This is a genomic window from Paraburkholderia sp. BGA-UO-ETr-F21 (assembly GCF_059567925.1).
The window spans coordinates 56,660-74,934 of record NZ_JCAQOY010000019.1; the positions used below are offsets into that span (position 1 = coordinate 56,660).

An 18,275-nucleotide genomic window follows, 5' to 3' on the forward strand; every position below is an offset into this window, starting at 1 on the left:
CTTTCAGAAATCAGGCGGTGCGGTACTACGTACTACTAGCTTCAATAGAACGATTCTGGGAAGCGATAAATTTAGACTGCCCTGCCAGGTCGAGCAGCAAAGAACCATGCCCAGTCCGGTAGGCGGAACTCTGAGGAGGTGATCATGGCGCGAATCGAAGCGAAGTTGGCGGAATTAGGCTTGACGTTGCCTGCGCCGCTACAGATGCCGGCAAACATCCGCATGACTTTGCCCTTTGCATGGGTTCGATTACGAGGTGCGCGAGCTTTCGTTTCAGGACACGTTCCGCTCAACCTCAACGGGACAATTGCGCAACCGGTCGGCAGAGTTGGCGCTGAAGTATCGGTGGACGAAGGCTATACAGCGGCGCGCCTCGTGGCGCTCGCGCATTTGGCGAGCCTGCAGAAAGCGCTTGGAGACCTGGATCGCATTACGGCATGGCTGCGCGTTTTTGCAATGATTAATGTAGCGCCGGGCTTCGATCAGATGCCAAAGATCGCCAATGGCTACTCTGATCTCATTCTTGAAGTGTTTGGGCCGGACATTGGCACGCACTCTCGCTCGGCAGTGGGCGTGGCGCTTCCTCTGAATGTGCCAGTCGAGTGCGAGGCTGAGCTCGAAATCGACGGCGGCCGAAGCGACAGCCTTGAACCTCAACCGTAGTGGCGAAGACGAAGCGAAAACTCCCTTAGTGCGTCGATTCGACTCTGTTCAGCGCGTCGACACCAGTCTTCCAGCTGAAACAGGAGTTGTTCGCGAGAGCGATTCGAGCGGTCCCAGATTGCCGCCAGATCCTCGCGCAGTTCGAGGTAGACAAGAAGCTTCGCGTCGTTGCCGCAGAGTTCCTTGGGCACGGGATGACCCGCTCCGCCTTGTCCTGCGTCCCCGTCGCGAAACCATTTTTTCACACCACGCATCAGCAAGGCTCTCTCCCTCCGGCTGATATGCTTCACCCGCGCAAATTCCTCCCGGTAGGCGCGCTCAGCCGTTCTCGCATAACTTGCCATCACCTCGCAGCGGTTTCGAAGCACGGCTTGCAGCGTCTCGTCGTCGAGAACCGCTTTGCCTTTGACCATTCGCGGTTTAGGCGTCACTTTCCTGACTGTGGCCAACCCGAGTGCGGAAAGCACGCAAATATACATCCAGCCCATGTCGAACTCGTACCACCTGTTCGACAGCTTTGCGGACGTTGCATACGCATGGTGATTATTGTGAAGTTCTTCTCCGCCGATCAGAATGCCGATCGGAATCACATTCGTGCTTGCATCAGGAGGACCGAAGTTGCGGTAACCCCAGAAATGGCCCAGCCCGTTGACCACGCCGCCGGCCCAGAAAGGAATCCACATCATCTGAACGGCCCACACCGATACGCCGACAATACCAAACAGCGCCACGTCGATCACCATCAACAGGCTGATACCCAGATCCGGATATTTTTCATAGACATTCCGCTCCAGCCAGTCGGCCGGCGTGCCGTGGCCGAACCGGCGCAGCGTCTCCTCGTTCTTCGCTTCGGTGCGGTAGAGTTCGGCGCCGCCAAGCAAGACCCTCCAGATTCCGCTGACCCGTGGGCTGTGAGGATCCTCCTGCGTCTCGCACTTCGCATGGTGTTTGCGGTGAACCGCTGCCCACTTGCCGGTCACGATCCCGGTTGTCATCCATAACCAGAAACGAAAAAAATGACTGGCGAGAGGATGCAGATCAAGCGCGCGATGCGCCTGGCACCGGTGCAGATAGACCGTCACGCTAACGATCGTAATGTGCGTCGACACCAGCGTGGCCAGCAGGATCTGCCACCACGAAAAGGCCAGTAGGCCCTCTGAGAAGAATGCGAGTGTATGACTAAACAAGTGAACCCTCTTTCTACAACGGCGTAGCGCCAATCCAGAAACACATGATCACCGGCCTGACGTTTCGGGCAGGCGACAGGTCAACGCACGCAGCAGAGGATTCGGGACGAACTGATCGACACCGGCAAGACGGGGGTTGGCGATCCGGGCGCGAGGTGACCGTGCAGTCACGACTCTTTCAGCGAGCGCATCTTCAATGATGTCTGAAATTTGACGAGACGTCGGTACGGTGCCGCACCGGATGCCAATGAATCGCGGACACACGATGTATGCGCTTAACGAGGGATATTCTTGCGCGGGCCACGTCTTGTAACGACGCACGGAAGACAGCACGTCGTCCCGCAGGCCGAGCTTGGCGAGAGCAAGTCGCGTCGACCGAGCGCTAAAAATTGCAGCGGTTTACATCCGGAACTGCGCGGTCGATATAGCGCATTAACGGCACACGCCCTGCGGTTTTATAAATTCGTTATACCGTTGATGACAGAATCTCAATTCAAAGAACGAGGTTCTACATGCTCCGGTTGAGATTTCGTCAATACAAGACAATTACAGCAGCGAGTATCGAGGATACGGGTAAGGGCAGAAGCCTCATTGTTGCCCACCAGATTCAGCGTCGCTGGTGTTTGGCGCTCGTGGTCATTGCGAGCGTTTCCACCATGTTTGCGCTTAGCCTGGGGTTTGCTACGGTCGGCGTCGCCATTGCCGTCGCGGCCATTTTGCCGTTCGCATTCGTGTCATAGTCGGCTGCCGCAAGCGCTTGCAGGAGCATGCCAAGGTGTGTGGGCGCCGAAAACCGCACCAAGTGTATGGTTCGGCCGAACACCGAGGATATTTTCCTACGAGCGCTTGCGTCAGCGTTGCACTGCTCGCGTCAACAAGGAAACCCGCGGATCGATGATCCACGTACGGCAAAAACCCTACCCGCGCGGACGGAACCGTTTGACGGCCGCAGGTGGATCACCCGCGGGATTTGTGTGCGGCCCCCCACGGCCAACATCACCCACCGCCTCGTAGCTGGCGAACAGTTGGGATACGGCCCGCGCGTCGATACAGCGATGTAGCACCTCGCGGAACTGATGGTCGCAGAAACGCTGTGCCACGTCAGCCAGCAAAAGCAGATGCGTGCTGTTTGCCCATTCCGGAACCAGCAGAACGATCACGTCGCTCACAGGTTGCCCATCCGGGGCATCGAATGGAATTGGCTGCGCCGGGCGCACATAAAACGCCATGGCGTGGCGCAGCATTCTGATTTGACCGTGAGGAACAGCCACACCCTGGCCGAGACCGGTCGAGCCTAGCGCCTCGCGCGCCATCAGCGCAGTGGTCACGCTTGTTGCCGGCATGTCGTAGCGCTGCTCGAAGAAATGGCCAAACTGTTCGAACAGGGTCTCGCGGTCTGCTACGTCCCAGCCAAGAAGAACATGATCCACGGAAAGCAGTTGGGCAAGCGTGTCTGCTTTCCCTGCTGATTCAGCCTGATAATCAGACGAATCGGCGCGCGGCTGGGACGGGGTATGCATCAGAGCCCGCCAGGCGTTGGTTGGCGCCTGGGGGATTTCAAGCAGTTGTCCCACCTCCGCAGTCGGCGCGAGATGCGCAAGCCGTTGCATAGCCCCATTGACCGCGTCTTTTGGCAGATAGAGCGATAGCCGCACGCGCCCCGTTCCGTGCAGAGGGGCCACGCGAATGGTCCATTGCTGATCGCCACAGTCCCGGATCAGCGCCTGGCGCAAAGGTGTGGCGTGTTGGGCGTCCAGGGTCACGCGCATCATCACATTGCGGCTCGGTACGGACCGCGAACGGCCTTGTGGCGATGCCTTACCCATTCCAAAGAAGGTCCGCAGACCAACCAATGCGCGCGTCATGTGTGCCACCTGTTTATTGCTTTTTATCAGGCTACGCGAATTGGCGTTAACCCGGCGTAAAAAATCACAGCAATCAGCATGTCCGGCACATTGACCGCCCTGGGGATGTTCCACTAGCCGAGTCGCGGCACTCAATCCAGCCCGAATCGCCGAACAAAATAGGTCTTCATCAGATGCGTCAACACGGCATAACTCAGGAGAATCAGCAGAAGTGCCGGCCAGTAAGCCGGCGGCAAGGGAATAAAGCCCAAGAATGAGCCGAGCCACGTATAGGGTATGGCGATTCCCACGGCTGCGATGACAAGACTCGTCGCAATCAGCGCCGCGCTTGCTCGACTTTGCAAAAACGGCACTTTCGAAGTCCGGATAATGTGGATGATCAGCGTCTGGGTAAGGAGCGACTCCACAAACCAGCCCGTCTGAAACAAGGAAGGCTTGTCCCATGCGCCGAACACATAAAGCATCATGAAATACGTGACATAGTCAAAGACGGAGCTGATCGGCCCGATCAGCAGCATAAACTTGACGATGTTGCCGATATCCCATCGACGCGGCACACGCAGATATTCTTCATCCACGTTGTCGGTCGGAATGGCGGTTTGCGAAAAGTCGTATAGCAGGTTGTTGGTGAGCACCTGGATTGGCGCCATGGGCAGAAACGGAAGGATGATGCTGGCGCCGAGCACGCTGAACATATTCCCGAAGTTCGAACTGGCGCCCATCTTGATGTACTTGGTGATGTTGCCGAACACCTTGCGGCCTTCGAGCACGCCTTCGCCAAGCACGGCGAGGCTCTTCTCGAGCAGAATGATATCGGCCGACTCCTTCGCGATGTCGACGGCGCTATCGACCGAAATGCCGACGTCCGCGACCTTGAGCGCCGGTCCATCATTGATGCCGTCACCCAGGAAACCCACAACATGCCCCTTGCGATGCAAGGCGTCGATAACGGAAGCCTTCTGCGCCGGCGATACTTTGGCGAAGACAGAGGCGGTCTCCGCCAGATCGGCTAGTTGCTCGGGCGATAGTGATTCGAGTTCCTTGCCCAGCACGACACGATCCACGACAAGCCCGACTTCATGGCAAATCTTGCGGGTAACGATGTCGTTGTCCCCGGTGAGAATCTTCACCTGCACGCCGCGCTCTTTTAACGTTGCAATGGCCGCCGCCGCCGTCTCTTTGGGCGGGTCGAGAAACGCAATGTAGCCGAGCAGTATCAGATCGGCCTCATCCTTGACCGCATAGGTGGCCTGCTGCGGAGGCATCTCCTTGTAGGCCACCGCGACGACGCGAAACCCATCTGCGTTGAGCGCGGCGGTGGCGTCTTTTGCCGCTGTGAAATTGCGTTCGTCGAGCGTGCCCATCACGCCGTTGATCACGTAACGGGTGCACACCGAAAAAATCTCCTCGACCGCCCCTTTGCAGATCAGAATATGCGCACCATCCCCTCTTGCGAGCACGACGGACATCCGGCGGCGCTCGAAATCGAATGGCATCTCGTCGATCTTGGTGTATTGCTCGTGCGCCTTAAGTTGCTCATGAAGCTCCACGTGCTTCAACACGGCGACATCCAGCAGGTTCTTGAGGCCCGACTGGTGAGCGCTGTTCAGATACGCATATTCGAGCACCTGATCCGATTCGTCACCATGGAAATCGAGGTGACGCTTGAGGATGATTCGGTCCTGCGTCAGCGTCCCAGTCTTGTCCGTGCAAAGAATATCCATCGCGCCGAAATTCTGGATCGCGTTGATGCGCTTCACGATGACTTTCTTCCGCGACATCGCAATCGCGCCCTTGGCGAGATTGACCGTCACGATCATCGGCAGCATCTCGGGCGTGAGTCCCACCGCCACGGCAACCGCGAAAAGCAACGCCTCGAACCAGTCACCTTTGGTCAGCCCATTGATAACGAATACGAGCGGAACCATCACCAGGATAAAAGCCATCATCAGCCAGGTGAATCGTGCAATGCCTTTGTCGAAGCTCGTCTGTACACGCTGCGCGGCGATCAGATCAGCGACGCGGCCGAAAGCCGTCCTGCCCCCGGTCAGCACCACGACGCCGCAGCCGACACCGCTGACAACGGCGCTACCCATGAAACAGATATTCGGCAGGTCGAAATGCGTTTCGGCAGAAGTGCTGCAGGCATGCGCGAATTTTTCGAGTGGCATTGCCTCGCCAGTGAGCGCCGATTGATTGACGAATAGATCTCTCGCCGAGATCAGCCGCAGGTCAGCGGGAATCATATCGCCGGCGGACAGCAGGACGACGTCGCCAGGAACGATCTGTTCGATTGGAATGTCGATATGATCCGCTTCAGCCGCCGTTGCACGCCGGCGTACACTGGCGTTCGTTCGCACCATTCTGCGCAGTGCGTCGGCGGCTTTGTTCGAGCGGTGCTCCTGAAGAAAACCCAGCGAAACGCTAAGCACCACCATCACCGCGATCATGATCGCGGCGCGTGAGTCGCCCAGAAAGTACGATGCAGTTGCCAGCGACAACAGCAACAGGTTCAGCGGATTGATCGATCGATTCGCGAGTTCACCAAGGATCGTATGGCGCACTTCGTGAGCCACCTGATTGGCGCCGGTAGTGCGCAAGCGCTCCGCTACCTCGTCGGCGGACAGGCCGCTCGCCGTGCTGTGCAAGCGTTGGAGCGCTTCGTCAGGTGAAAGCCCGGCGATCTCGCTGAGCGTTTCGCTGCTCGTGGTCGACACATGCGCGCCTGCCGGCGACGGCGAACGGCGCACCCAGGTCCTGATGAACGGGATCATGGTGCGCATTCCGTACTTGCCGTCGAGAAGTATCATGGCCTGGTCGATCGAAAGTTGAACAGCGGTTTCCTTCGCCTGCGGGAGACGAAAGAAGAAGAACAATTTGCCGGGCGATTTCCCCTTCACCATCATGCACCCTGAACGCGTCATACACGTTTCTGCGGATGCTCGCGCAGGTCAATCGGTGCGCAGTTGATGTGTATCAACGAATACACCGGCCTCGTCACCGCTGTCAGGAAAGTGTCATATAGGCAGCCGAGACTGGATCACCTACCCGGACAAGTGGCTCCCATGACGCAAAAGACCCAGGCAATTGCTGCAATGGGACAGCGCAGCCTGCTGATGCCAGGCTGGATCAAGGCGGCACTGTCTGCCAACGACCGTCTTAAGCTCTACCTGAGCGTGCTGCAGGTTGCATTCGCGCACGCCGAACATCCCGAAGGCGAATTGCCGGACCTGACCGCGGAACTGGTCGCCGCACACGTCGACGCGCCTTGGCTTCGCGAAATGCCTGCAGGCGCTTCGCTAGTCGACGGCACGTTGCTGCTGCCCGACCTCGCGCGTCTCGTGCAGCGTCTCGCCGAAGATCTGGAGACGATGGCCCGACCGCTGCTCCAAACGGACGATCAGACAGACACATTGCACGCGCGTGTCCAGCACTGGCTGGACGGATTCGACGCACTGCGCGGAGAACGCCTTAGCCGCGCACAACTGCAATCGCTGACACGCGGCCAGCGAACGAATGGCGAAGACAGCCTGCACCTGCTGGTGATGGACCTTCACCGTGCGCTCAACCAACTGGCGAATACGGTGTCGAGCGAGCAGATAGACGGTGCGCACGTGTGGCAACTGCAACCGGACGATCGCGCGCGCGTCGTCGCGTTCATGCGCGGGTTGAACCGCACGGCGCCACTGAAGTTCGATCATCCCGGGCTCGATACCGCCGCGACACGCGACGGCGAACGGCTGCTGCTGCAAAACGACATCGGCACCAACGACGTTCATGTGCTGGTCGTGCAGGTTGAAGGCCTGACGATTACGCTGAGTTATTCGGATCTGCACCGGCCGCGCTTCGCGTTCTTCCAGTCGCTCCTGGAGCCTTACGGTGCGAAGTGGAGCGACCTGCAATCGAAGGTCAATGCCGCGCTGAACGAAGGTGACGCTTACACGTTCGGCGTTGCGCGCTTTGATTGTGCCGACGAGCGCACGCTCGACACCGCGCTCGAAGGAATCGGGTCACGCATTGTTTTTCTGATCGACTGGAATCGGGCCCGCAAGCGGTTGCTGTCGTTTGTCGACAAAGACGCGGCTATCGAGATTTTGCGCGATGCGGCCCGGCTCGACGTGGGTCACATGGCGTGGTTGAAGGCCGGTGGCGAAGCGCTCATCTACGCCGCGATGCAGGCCGTCGGTCAAGGGGCGTTCCGCATCGGCGACCGGCTGGACGCAGTACTGGGCTCGCACGATGCGCAGGCGTTCATGGTCGAAGTGCTGCAGATGGCCAGTCACGCGCTGATCGGCGGGCAGCCGGCGGCGCTCGTCGCCGATCAAACGCGGTTGCTGCTCGCCCGGCGTGTGCGCCAGCACCGCAGCGCGTTCGAGCTGCTGGAGGAGCACGCCGCGTACTGCCACGCACTGGCGCAAGCGGTAAGCGACGGCCTCACGCATGACGTCATGTGCGCGCCGCCGGCGGGCGAGAACCCTGCGCAGGCGCTGGCCGCGAGAGCGAAGGCATGGGAGCGGCAGGCGGACCATCTGGTGATGCGCGCGCGTGAGCAGGCGCAGCGTCAGCCTCGCTGGCAGCCGTTCAAGCAACTGCTTGAACTCTCCGACGACATCGCCGACGCGCTCGAAGAAGCCGCGTTCCTGATGAGCCTGATCGCCGACGGCCACCAGCAAGGTTGGGACAGCAACGTCCACGAATCGCTGTCGCGGCTCGCGCAAACCGTGCTGATGGCGACACAGGAACACGTCAAGTCGCTCGCTATCGCGCGCAGCCTCGGCACCGCCAGCGATACGACCGACAGCGACGCGTTTCTTGCCGCGTCGTGGAACGTGCTGCGCTCGGAGCGTCAGTGTGACGAACTGCTGCGCGCGGCACGCCGCGCCATTCTCGGTGTCGTGCGCGATGCCGCCAGCCTGATGCTCGCCAACGATCTCGCAACGACACTCGAACTGGCCTCGGATCGTCTGCTGGTGGCCGGCTATGCGTTGCGCGATGTCGCCTTCGGCGAAACCGGAGCGAACACATGACAGCACTTCAACCGGATGCCGTTCAACGCTGGCCCGACGAGGTCTACCTGATCGGCTGCGACGCCACACCACGCGGCAATCCCGAAGCGACCCATGCGTCGGCGGAAACGGTCGGCTTCAAGGCCTACAACCTGCTGCGCATGGCTGATCTCGGCCTTCCGGTGCCGCCGGCTTTCGTGCTGGGCACGCACTACTGTCGCGACGCTCGAGGCCGCGAAACTGCCACCGCGAGCGCGGTGTGGGCACCCGGTCTATGGGAACTGGAGCATGCCACCGGTCAGCGCTTCGGCGACGCGCGCGTGCCGCTGCTGCTCTCGGTGCGCTCGGGGGCGCCTGTGTCGATGCCGGGGATGATGGATACGCTGCTCAACGTCGGCCTGTGCGACACCACCCTTGCCGGCATGCTCCGCCAGACCGGCAATCCGCGTCTGGTCTGGGACACCTATCGCAGACTCGTTGCGAGCTACGGTGAACTGGTCGCGGGCGTGCCCCCGTCGATCTTCGAAGCGGAATACGCCGCGCTCGCCGGAACTCGCGACGAGCACGGACTCGATTTCGCCGAACTACGCGAACTCACGCATCGTTGCCTCGCCGCCTACGAGCGTGCTGCCGGCCAGCCATTTCCGCAGGATCCACAGGTTCAACTGGCGAACGCCATCGGCGCGGTGCTGACGAGTTGGCAATCATCCAGGGCATGTGCGTACCGCAAACAGTGCGGTATCAGCGATGCAATCGGGACGGCCGTGACTGTGCAGGCCATGGTGTTCGGCAATGCGGGCGGGCGTTCGGGCGCGGGCGTCGGGTTTACGCGCGATCCGGTCAGCGGCGAGCCGGCGCTTTGGGTCGACTTCCTGTTCAACGCGCAAGGAGAAGATGTCGTCTCGGGCCGCCGTAGCGCGCGCGGCCACCAAGAGCTCGCCCAGGCAATGCCCGCGGTCTGGGAAGCATTGCGCGATGCGGCCACGCGGCTCGAACGCGCATTCGGCGACATGCAGGACATTGAGTTCACTGTGCAGGATGCACACCTGTACATGCTGCAGACGCGCAATGGAAAACGCACGCCGCAAGCCGCCGCGCGGATTGCGCTGGATCTGTTCGACGAGGGCTCGATCAGTGCTGATGTGGCGCGTGAGCGCACGGTCGCGCTGAAGCCCGCCGCGTTGATGCGCATGTCTATCGCGGCATCCGATAACGATCGCCCGCTCACGCCACTCGCGCACGCCGCGAGTGCGAGTTGCGGGATCGCGTCAGGGGAAATCGCTTTCGACGAAGCACGCGCGCGCACGCGTCATGCCGCTGGTGCGTCGGTCATCCTGGTGCGTCGCGACGCGGAGACCGACGACATTGCAGCACTGGAGGTGGCTGCGGGTCTGCTCACGCAGCGAGGCGCACGCACCTCGCATGCTGCGGTCGTCGCGCGTCAACTTGGCAGGGTTTGCCTTGTCGGCTGCGCGGCGCTGCATCTCGATGAATCGACACGCACTCTGCAGATGGGAGATACGGTAATGCATGAGGGTGACGAAGTGACCCTCGACGGCAACGACGGCGCGATCTATCCGGGCACGGTGCGCACGGTCGTCGAGCCGTTGGTCGAATTGCAGGCACGTCTTGAGCGATTGCGCGCGCCATGAATCGGGGTGCGCGGCAAGCGGGCGCCGCGCCCGTCCGGTAGCGCCTTGATAAGAATCAAGGCCGAGCATTCCTGCGGGTGAAATACTAACGAATTGAAAGGCCAGATCTTTCACCCGTGATCGAAAAAGGAGTGTGTGATGTTCCCTGAATTTCGCGACCTGATTTCCCGCCTGAAGACCGAAGACGCTCATTTCTCGCGGCTCTTTGATCGTCACAATGAACTGGACCACCAGATCAGCAACATGGAAGCGGGCGTGACCCCGTCCGATAACGCCGCTATCGAAACGCTGAAGAAAGAAAAGCTACAGCTCAAAGATCAGCTTTATGCGGTGCTGAAGAAGGCCTCTGCTGCGTAAGCCGCTTGCCGCCTAGATCACTGCCGTGAGGCAAGCCAAATATGTTGCAAGCACTCGCGTGATGCCGCGTTCTTCTCAAACGTTGTCGATATGGTTTGGAGCTGTGGCCACGGTGGCCCGAATGATCGGCATGACAGCGACGTAGCGTCCGGTGCAACTCACGGTGACGCACTTTTAGACTGCTGACAACGGCCGCGTGGTTGCAGTCTTGTATTCGATTCAACGCCGACATATAACGAATCATGCGATGCGCTCTCACAGCGGTGGGCGCCTCGTCAAGGAACATCGGGCAGATTCCGTGCGACAGTTCAGCACCTGTTGAGGTATGCCAACAATGCGGCACCCTCGACTATGCGTTGGGTAGCAGCAGATGAAGCTCGACCCGGCAGGAGAACGGCATGAGCGTCCACGCAAAAACGCGAGAACGTACCGCGATCATTACGCTTGCTACGAGGGGACTGCGGACATCGGCAGAGACGATCGCGATTGTCATCCTTCTAACTGGATGTGGCGGAGGGAGCGAGAGTGACGGCGCCGCCACCTCGGTGATCGCCAATGACGTCCATTCGCAGGACCTGGTCGTGAATCACCATGTCGTGTCGCTCAATGTGCAGTTCCGCGGCAAGACATATAGTCAGTGGGCGGTCTCGTTCTGGCGGTGGGCGCTGGAATTGCCGCTCGGCCCCCTTCCCCATCCGTTCGACGACTGCAACCATCGTCCCATCTCAGCGGCGCAAACGGGAAACGTCTGGTATTGGGCCACGCCCAATTCCGCACCGCTGACCTGCAATCAGCTGGCGACAACCATTCCTGCTGGGACGTCTATCTTTCTGTCGGTACTCGACGGAACGTCTATCTTCCTGCCCATGTTCAATGGGACGACCTCGCTGAACAATCCACCACTCCAGGCGCTTACGCCGGACCAGCTGAAAATTGTGAGCGCCTTCGCAAGCGACATCCGTGATTTGTTCTGCACTATCGACGGTGTTTCCGTAGGCAACATCTCGGCTTATCGCACGCCGATCGGCCAATTCTCGTTTTCTGCTCCGAGCCCGTGGATTTTTGGCCATACTGGTGGAAAAGGGACTGCCGTCGCGGACGGCTACTACCTGCTGCTGGAGCCACTATCCGCAGGGTTGCACACGATTCATTATGGTGGGAAGTTCGTTATTCCCGCTGGTGTGTTCGGATCCGATCAGGCTGTCATTGCCAAAGACGTCACGCTCCTGATCAGGGTCGGCTCATAGGCTCTGGTAAGCCTATCGCCGACTTCCCTGCCATCCTCATCAATTGCGAAGTTGCGCCGATAGACTGGCTCGCTTTGTAGCCTGTGCGATATTCCACTTCTGAGTAGCGGTGACCTGTAAATGAGTGATAGCGAATGAGGTATTGCGACCCGCAGTCACCCGACGACGAGGCGGCGCCAATCAGGCTTCAGGAAGACTCCGCGTCTGCGGCATTGCGCGACGCGCACAGGCGCCATGCGGTCTTCGGCGCAGCGGCGGTCTCGACGGCATGGCGCCACCAGCGTTCGCCGCGATGCGGGGCGCTCAGATCCAGCCGCTCGCCCATGCCGGGCGTCGAGAGCGCGACACCATGCACGAGAGCGAGGCCGCTCACCCTTTCGAACGGCTCCTGCCAGTGGTGCATCGCGAGGTCGAACGTGCCGTTGTGAATCGGCACGAGCCAGCGCCCGCGCAGATCGATGTGCGCCTGCACGGTTTCTTCGGGCTGCATATGAACATACGGCCACTGCGGGTCGTATGCGCCGGTCTCGACCAGCGTGACGTCGAATGGTCCGAGGCGCTCGCCGATCGTCCTGAAGCCGTCGAAGTAGCCAGTGTCGCCGCTGAAGAAAACACGCAGATCATCGTCGACGATCACCCACGACGCCCATAACGTGCTGTTGCCGTCGAACAGGCTACGGCCGGAAAAGTGCTGCGCGGGCGTCGCGGTGAACTGCATGCCATCCACCTCCGTACCTTGCCACCAGTCGAACTGCCGTACTTTCTCAGCGTCGATGCCCCATTCGATCAACCGGTCACCCACGCCGAGCGGTGTCAGAAACACACCGGTGCTCTGCGCGAGCGAGAGCACGGTTTCGCGATCCAGATGGTCGTAGTGATCGTGTGACAGGATCACGCCTCGTAGCGGCGGCAAATCGGCCAGCGCGATCGGCGGCGCATGGAAGCGCTTTGGGCCCAGATTCCGGAATGGCGACGCACGCTCGGCAAAAACGGGATCGGTCAGCCAGAACTGGCCGCGCAGCTTCAGCAGCATCGTCGAGTGGCCGAGCCGGTAGAGGCTGCGGTCGGGCGCCTCGTCGAGCTGCGAACGCGTCAGCGCACCAACGGGCAACGCGACCGTCGGCACCGTGCCGCGCGGTTTGTTGAACAGCAGGTTCCACGCGATCCCAAGCGTCTTGCGCAAGCCTTCGACGGGGCGCGGCTTGACGTTGCGAAAACGTTCACCGTCGTGCTGCGGTGAGTGGCTGGACAACGCGCGGCCGCGTTTCGCGGCGGTAACACCGAGCACGCGGCTGACAAAGGCGGGGAGCGACGTCATGAGATAGGCGGTCCAAAGAAAAATGTACACTCGGCAGTGTAGTTTATTTTCGAGAAAAGTAAACTGCTCGGTGTAAAATCCGCTTATGGATTCAAGTGACACCCCTCAACGCCTGACTGACCGCAAACGTGCCGCCATTGTCGGCGCCGCGATCGAGGAATTCCTCGCGGCCGGTTACGACGCGACCAGCATGGACCGTATCGCCGCCCGCGCGAACGTCTCGAAACGTACGGTCTATAACCATTTCCGAAGCAAGGAAGCTCTTTTCGCGGCGATTCTTCATCGGCTTTGGGACGCGAGCCAGCAGGGCGACGCGCCCGCCTACCGTGCCGACGAACCATTGCGCACACAGTTGCTCGACCTGTTGGGCCGCAAGCTGCGGCTGCTAAACGACGAGTCTTTTCTGTCGCTTGCACGTGTGGCAATAGCGGCCGGAATTCATTCGCCGGAACGCGCGCGGGACATGGTCGCCCGCCTCGGTGAACGCGAAGAAGACCTGACCGTGTGGGTCCGGGCGGCCGCCGCGGACGGCCGTCTCAAGACCGACGACCCGCGTTTCGCGGCGCTGCAGTTGCAGGTGCTGGTGAAGGGCTTTGCATTCTGGCCGCAGGTGACGATGGGCCAGGCGCCGCTCGGCGAACAGGAGCAAAGTCAGGTTGCGGAATCGGTCGCTGACCTGTTCCTCGCGCGCTATGCGTGAGCCGGCGTCCGGGACTCGCGTTTCGAACTTCACATCCCGCGAACTGCGTGTGGGCCACGAAGCGCAGCCTGTTCACGTGGACGATCTCTTCAATCGAGGTCCCGGACGCCGCCCGGAATTTCACGTGCGCGTAATCGATGCGCCGCCATCCACTAGCGAAGCAGTACCGGTCACGAAGGACGAGTCGTCGGACGCCAGATAGAGCACCGAACGGGCAAGTTCCTCCGGCCGCGCAACCCGCTTGAGCGCATGCAATGCGGTGACGAACGCTTGTGACTCTGCCGTATCGTTCATGTCGCGATACATTGGTGTATCCACGGCGCCGGGCAGAATCGCGTTGACGCGCACGCCTTGCGGGCCGTACTCGGCAGCGAGCGCTTGCGTCAGCCCAATCAGTCCGGCTTTGCTCGCAGCGTAGGCCGCAGTGCCGGGGAAAGCGAATGAATACCCGACGAACGTCGACGTAAAGATGATCGATCCGCCGCCTTGCTTCACCATTTCGGGGATCTGGTGCTTCGCGCCCAGAAACGCGCTCGTCAGATTGGTCGCCAATGCCGCCGACCAGCCAGCCTCCGACACGCCCGTGCTCGGGCCCATTTCGCCCAGCGTGCCGGCGTTGTTATAGGCAATGTCGAGCCGGCCAAAGCGGCTGACGGCGAGCGCCACCAGCGCTTTTGCGAAGTCCTCCGACTGCACGTCGCCCGCCAGGAAAGCGGCCTCACCACCCGCTTCGGCAATCTCAGCAGCGAGCGTTTCAAGTTCGGCTTCGCGGCGCGCCGCGATCACCACTTTCGCACCTTCCGCAGCGAATAGTTTTGCGGTGGCCCGGCCAATTCCCGCGCTGGCACCGGTCACGATGGCGACTTTTCCGTTCAAGCGTTGCATGTTCAATCTCCTGCAGCAGTTTGTCGACCAAGGCGGAATACCTCGGTCCGTGGAAAGCACTATAGGCTTCAGCCATGGATGCAGAAAGGCGCAAAATATGGGTATATCATTCAGCAATTATGAATGATCGGGAACCGACATGGACCGGCTGCGCGCTTTTGAAGTCTTCGTGACCGTGGTGAGCCGAGGCAGCTTCACGCGAGCGGCCGATGTGCTCGAAACCTCGCCCGCCAACGTGACCCGCTACGTGAATGAGTTGGAGGCGCATCTCGGCACGCGCCTGCTGAATCGCACATCACGCAAACTCTCGCTCACCGAGGGCGGCGAGACCTTTTACTCCCGCTGCAAATCCATTCTCGACGACGTCGCCGAGACCGAGGGGCTCGTGTCGTCCGCGTCGATCGAACCGCGCGGCCGGCTGCGCATCAATGCGCCTGTGAGTTTTGGGATTCTGCACCTGGCGCCGCTATGGCCCGAGTTCATGCGGAAATATCCCGAAGTGGAGCTCGACGTCTCGCTGATCGACCGCGTGGTCGATATTGTCGACGAAGGTTACGACCTCGCCATTCGCATCTCACGCGCCGGCTCGACTAACTACGCAGCCCGCAAGCTTGCGACATCCACCAACATTCTGTGTGCGTCGCCGGCTTACCTCGCGCGTTGCGGATATCCCGCAGCGCCCGCGGACCTGAACGAACATCGATGCATCGGCTACTCGTATGCGGCCACCGGCGACGAATGGCAACTGATCGACAGAAATGGCAAGGCTCACATCGTGAAGGTCAACTACCACATGCGCACCAACAATGGCGACACAGCGCGTGCTGCCGCGCTTGCCGGGCAAGGCGTGATCTGGCAGCCCACGTTTCTGGTCGGCAACGACCTGCGTGCCGGCCATCTTGTTCGGGTCTTGCCTGAGTATCGTCTGCCTGACATCGACGTGCTCGCGTTGTACCCGAGTCGTCGACACATGAGCGCCAAGATGCGCGCGTTGATCGATTTCCTCGTCGATGCGTTCGGCGGAACGCCTCCGTGGGATCGGCCCGACCACGCGTAAGCGCGTGTCGCAGCGCCGACGAATTGAAAGGCGCATGGAAAACTGCGTCCAGCGCGCGCCGACATTGCCGTTTACGCCGCGTATGAACTGTCCGCGCTTTGGAAGCGGACGTTACTCCGGCTTCCCGTCATGATCGCCGATCGGTCTGATTGGCCAGTCCGTCCAGCGGTCCGCGCGCGTCAGTTCGTACGCTTCATTTAGCGGATATCGGATACGGTTGTCTTCGCGCGGGCGCTCGCCGATCACCATCAGCCTGACTTCGTCGGCGGTGTCGTTGATGAACGTGTGGCAGATACCGGTGCCGGCCGGAAACGCAACCGAGTCGCCTTCGACAAGAGCGTGCAGAACGCCGTCGACCCAGACATCGGGCTTGCCTTGAAGCACGTAGACGAACTCCTGCTCGGTACTTTCGGCGTGGGGATATGAAGTGCGGCGACCCGGCAAGAGCCTGACATGATGTATGCCGATCCGCGTAATACCCATCGCGGCGGAGAGCGGCGCGTCGAGTCCCATCGGCTCGGCGTCACCCCGATAGCAATGCGCATGCGGCTCTTCCAGTTCGGTCCAGTGCTTGATGAAATCCGGGCGACTCATCGCTTGTTCTCCTTGGTGACGAAAACCGATGATAGCGGGTTACGGAGAGAACGAACGACGCACGATCCTCACGCGGTGGCCTTTAATGCCTGACGCAATCCCCGCCTTTGCTGTTCAGAGGAACGGCGTGGCGGGGTTTGACCAGTTGTCTTTAGATAAAGCCAGAGCTATCGACCCGCTCGATAACGTGCAGCGCAGCCACGGCCGCCGCTGCGGATTGCGACAGAGCCCCTCGGCGCGCCGACCATGACGGGTCGGCTAAAAACGGTGCCTCAGCCCCAAGGCGGCGACGAACTGGTTCGCGCCGGACGCGCGCGAGAAGTTCGAGATCTGCGCGCCCTGAATCCCGGTTCCTTGCAGTTGGTTGGCGCGTTGATAGATGGCTTCCGCATAGACGTCGGTGCTGGGCGACAGGAAGTAGGTGTTGACGATGCCGGCCTGATGCCACTTCGGATAGCGCACGCCCGTCGGCGTGGCGAAGCGGCCGAGCGTGAATGTATAGGCAGCCGAAATATCCCACCTCGGAGTGACGGCGTAGCGCACGTTGATTTCGACGTTGTCGAAGCGCACGTCGTCGCCGGGCAGGCTGATAGCGGTATCGGCCACGTTGTTGATCGACGAGGCTTTGTCCAGCCGCGTTTCGCTCAATATGAGGCCGACCGCCGTTTGAGTGAAATGATAAAGGCCGCCCGCCGCCCAGGTGCGCTGCCGCTCTGCGTTGAACGGCGCGCCGGCCGGTTCGGCGCCGTTCGTATTGGCCGTCGCGAGGTTCGATGCGTTATTGAATTGAAAGTAGCCCGCACCGAGGTCCAGATTGGTGTACTGATACCCGAGACCAAAACTGTAGCCACGGTTATCCGCGAAGCCGCCCGCTTCGTTCGAGAAACCATATAGCGCGCCGAGCTTCAGTCCACCCAGCAACACCGGACTCGTGTATTTGACCGAATTGTTCGTGCGTGTGTAATTGTCGAGGTTGTCGTTGTCGAAAACGTGCGCGAAAGCGGTACCGCCGTATCGTGTGCCGCCCAGCGCGAACGGCTCGACGAACTGAACGACTTCGTCGAACTGACGACCGAATGTGAGCGTGCCTGTCGACTGCGAAGCAAGTCCCATCCACGACTGAAAACCAAACAGGCGGCCCTGTTGCGCGGCGGTGCCGTTCATCACGTTAAAGCCGTTGGTCAGCGTGAAAATCGCGCTGAGATCGCTGGAGATCTGCTCGTTGCCGGACAATGCCCATCGGCTGATGTTGATGTCGCCATTCTTTGCCTGCCAGGCACTTCGATGACCATTCGCGTTGCCCGCGTCGCTGACGTAGGCGAGACCCGCGTCGACCGATCCTGACAGGCGCACCGAGCTTTGTGCGTGCACGGCCGGACTGGCGAACACGAGCAAAACGCTCGTTATCCGAATTTTCATCTTCAACTTTCTTTTATTCATATATTAATCTGACGCTTTGCGAGGGGTTGCGATATATGTCGATATGTGTCGATATGCCGGCAGGAGACGATTAATGCGCGCATTGTGTGGAATGCATTTTCCATTTCCTGGAAATGCTTTCATGCACCTGGCTGCAGGCCGAATGTTGTGCGGTCTGATCGTGTAAGCGGCTGCTTGCCGGGATTAGAGCGTGTTAGGCACTTTGAAGTACTGGCACTGCGTGAACGAGCATGAGCATTGCGAAGACCACGAAATGAAGTCCTGCAAGGGTTTCGGGCAGCCGTTCATAATCACGTGCGAGACG

General features: G+C 60.3%; 15 protein-coding genes and 1 pseudogene. 8 read left to right on the forward strand and 8 right to left on the reverse strand.

Going from position 1 to position 18,275, the window contains the following annotated elements; translation table 11 throughout:
* The first annotated feature begins 144 nt into the window (after positions 1-144).
* Complete coding sequence (locus tag AC57B1_RS14065) at positions 145-663, forward strand: RidA family protein (RefSeq protein ID WP_496417790.1); 519 nt, start codon at positions 145-147, stop codon at positions 661-663.
* On the opposite strand, the gene AC57B1_RS14070 is transcribed toward AC57B1_RS14065, so the two are convergent.
* Positions 654-1,850 (reverse strand): DesA family fatty acid desaturase, encoded by a 1,197-nt coding sequence (locus AC57B1_RS14070; protein WP_496417791.1) that lies wholly within the window; start codon positions 1,848-1,850, stop codon positions 654-656. The genes AC57B1_RS14065 and AC57B1_RS14070 overlap by 10 nt on opposite strands.
* A gap of 512 nt (positions 1,851-2,362) precedes the next feature.
* Here AC57B1_RS14070 and AC57B1_RS14075 point away from each other — a divergent pair.
* Positions 2,363-2,590 carry a hypothetical protein gene (locus tag AC57B1_RS14075; protein WP_496417792.1) on the forward strand — a complete coding sequence of 76 codons (228 nt, stop codon included), beginning with the start codon at positions 2,363-2,365 and terminating at the stop codon, positions 2,588-2,590.
* Between the two features lie 177 nt (positions 2,591-2,767).
* Here the strand turns inward: AC57B1_RS14075 and AC57B1_RS14080 are convergent, their stop codons facing one another.
* The gene (locus AC57B1_RS14080) at positions 2,768-3,715 is read right to left on the reverse strand and encodes a PTS sugar transporter subunit IIA (protein ID WP_496417793.1); all 948 of its coding nucleotides are present in this window, start codon (positions 3,713-3,715) and stop codon (positions 2,768-2,770) included.
* 131 nt (positions 3,716-3,846) lie between these two features.
* Entirely contained in the window at positions 3,847-6,525 is a 2,679-nt protein-coding gene (gene mgtA, locus AC57B1_RS14085) for a magnesium-translocating P-type ATPase (protein ID WP_496417800.1), read from the reverse strand.
* A 255-nt stretch (positions 6,526-6,780) separates the two neighbouring features.
* On the opposite strand from mgtA, the gene AC57B1_RS14090 reads away from it, so the two are divergent.
* From AC57B1_RS14090 to AC57B1_RS14105, 4 genes are all read left to right on the forward strand, one after another.
* Positions 6,781-8,742: a phosphate transport regulator gene (locus tag AC57B1_RS14090; RefSeq protein ID WP_496417794.1), complete on the forward strand. Its 1,962-nt coding sequence runs from the start codon at positions 6,781-6,783 to the stop codon at positions 8,740-8,742.
* Positions 8,739-10,373 (forward strand): PEP/pyruvate-binding domain-containing protein, encoded by a 1,635-nt coding sequence (locus tag AC57B1_RS14095; RefSeq protein WP_496417795.1) that lies wholly within the window; start codon positions 8,739-8,741, stop codon positions 10,371-10,373. The genes AC57B1_RS14090 and AC57B1_RS14095 overlap by 4 nt, the downstream gene beginning before the upstream one ends.
* Before the next feature lie 138 nt (positions 10,374-10,511).
* Positions 10,512-10,730, forward strand: coding sequence for an HP1242/YdcH family protein (locus tag AC57B1_RS14100; protein ID WP_496417801.1), 219 nt, complete (start codon positions 10,512-10,514; stop codon positions 10,728-10,730).
* Between the two features lie 398 nt (positions 10,731-11,128).
* Complete coding sequence (locus AC57B1_RS14105; protein WP_408348623.1) at positions 11,129-11,977, forward strand: hypothetical protein; 849 nt, start codon at positions 11,129-11,131, stop codon at positions 11,975-11,977.
* 187 nt (positions 11,978-12,164) lie between these two features.
* Here the strand turns inward: AC57B1_RS14105 and AC57B1_RS14110 are convergent, their stop codons facing one another.
* Positions 12,165-13,295, reverse strand: a complete 1,131-nt coding sequence (locus tag AC57B1_RS14110) for an MBL fold metallo-hydrolase (protein ID WP_091808979.1) — start codon at positions 13,293-13,295, stop codon at positions 12,165-12,167.
* 85 nt (positions 13,296-13,380) lie between these two features.
* On the opposite strand from AC57B1_RS14110, the gene AC57B1_RS14115 reads away from it, so the two are divergent.
* A complete protein-coding gene (locus AC57B1_RS14115; protein WP_496417796.1) occupies positions 13,381-13,995 on the forward strand; it encodes a TetR/AcrR family transcriptional regulator in 615 nt (204 codons plus the stop codon).
* A gap of 120 nt (positions 13,996-14,115) precedes the next feature.
* Here AC57B1_RS14115 and AC57B1_RS14120 read toward each other — a convergent pair whose 3' ends face one another.
* The gene (locus tag AC57B1_RS14120) at positions 14,116-14,880 is read right to left on the reverse strand and encodes an SDR family oxidoreductase (RefSeq protein WP_408303099.1); all 765 of its coding nucleotides are present in this window, start codon (positions 14,878-14,880) and stop codon (positions 14,116-14,118) included.
* Positions 14,881-15,019: 139 nt separating this feature from the next.
* On the opposite strand from AC57B1_RS14120, the gene AC57B1_RS14125 reads away from it, so the two are divergent.
* Positions 15,020-15,937 carry a LysR family transcriptional regulator gene (locus tag AC57B1_RS14125; protein WP_496417797.1) on the forward strand — a complete coding sequence of 306 codons (918 nt, stop codon included), beginning with the start codon at positions 15,020-15,022 and terminating at the stop codon, positions 15,935-15,937.
* Positions 15,938-16,048: 111 nt separating this feature from the next.
* Here the strand turns inward: AC57B1_RS14125 and AC57B1_RS14130 are convergent, their stop codons facing one another.
* The 3 genes and pseudogenes from AC57B1_RS14130 to AC57B1_RS14140 form a co-directional block, all read right to left on the reverse strand.
* Complete coding sequence (locus AC57B1_RS14130; RefSeq protein ID WP_496417798.1) at positions 16,049-16,531, reverse strand: cupin domain-containing protein; 483 nt, start codon at positions 16,529-16,531, stop codon at positions 16,049-16,051.
* A 258-nt stretch (positions 16,532-16,789) separates the two neighbouring features.
* A complete protein-coding gene (locus AC57B1_RS14135; protein WP_408348641.1) occupies positions 16,790-17,950 on the reverse strand; it encodes a porin in 1,161 nt (386 codons plus the stop codon).
* A gap of 214 nt (positions 17,951-18,164) precedes the next feature.
* A pseudogene (locus AC57B1_RS14140) lies at positions 18,165-18,275 on the reverse strand (IS5/IS1182 family transposase); the annotation flags it as partial.

Excerpts from the sequence above, each read along its gene's own strand:
- AC57B1_RS14130 (WP_496417798.1), bottom strand. The coding sequence starts at position 16,531 with ATGAGTCGCCCGGATTTCATCAAGCACTGGACCGAACTGGAAGAGCCG.
- AC57B1_RS14100 (WP_496417801.1), top strand. The coding sequence starts at position 10,512 with ATGTTCCCTGAATTTCGCGACCTGATTTCCCGCCTGAAGACCGAAGAC.
- AC57B1_RS14075 (WP_496417792.1), top strand. The coding sequence starts at position 2,363 with ATGCTCCGGTTGAGATTTCGTCAATACAAGACAATTACAGCAGCGAGT.
- mgtA (WP_496417800.1), bottom strand. The coding sequence starts at position 6,525 with ATGATACTTCTCGACGGCAAGTACGGAATGCGCACCATGATCCCGTTC.
- AC57B1_RS14105 (WP_408348623.1), top strand. The coding sequence starts at position 11,129 with ATGAGCGTCCACGCAAAAACGCGAGAACGTACCGCGATCATTACGCTT.
- AC57B1_RS14080 (WP_496417793.1), bottom strand. The coding sequence starts at position 3,715 with ATGACGCGCGCATTGGTTGGTCTGCGGACCTTCTTTGGAATGGGTAAG.
- AC57B1_RS14090 (WP_496417794.1), top strand. The coding sequence starts at position 6,781 with ATGACGCAAAAGACCCAGGCAATTGCTGCAATGGGACAGCGCAGCCTG.
- AC57B1_RS14110 (WP_091808979.1), bottom strand. The coding sequence starts at position 13,295 with ATGACGTCGCTCCCCGCCTTTGTCAGCCGCGTGCTCGGTGTTACCGCC.
- AC57B1_RS14065 (WP_496417790.1), top strand. The coding sequence starts at position 145 with ATGGCGCGAATCGAAGCGAAGTTGGCGGAATTAGGCTTGACGTTGCCT.
- AC57B1_RS14120 (WP_408303099.1), bottom strand. The coding sequence starts at position 14,880 with ATGCAACGCTTGAACGGAAAAGTCGCCATCGTGACCGGTGCCAGCGCG.
- AC57B1_RS14125 (WP_496417797.1), top strand. The coding sequence starts at position 15,020 with ATGGACCGGCTGCGCGCTTTTGAAGTCTTCGTGACCGTGGTGAGCCGA.
- AC57B1_RS14115 (WP_496417796.1), top strand. The coding sequence starts at position 13,381 with ATGGATTCAAGTGACACCCCTCAACGCCTGACTGACCGCAAACGTGCC.
- AC57B1_RS14095 (WP_496417795.1), top strand. The coding sequence starts at position 8,739 with ATGACAGCACTTCAACCGGATGCCGTTCAACGCTGGCCCGACGAGGTC.
- AC57B1_RS14135 (WP_408348641.1), bottom strand. The coding sequence starts at position 17,950 with ATGAAAATTCGGATAACGAGCGTTTTGCTCGTGTTCGCCAGTCCGGCC.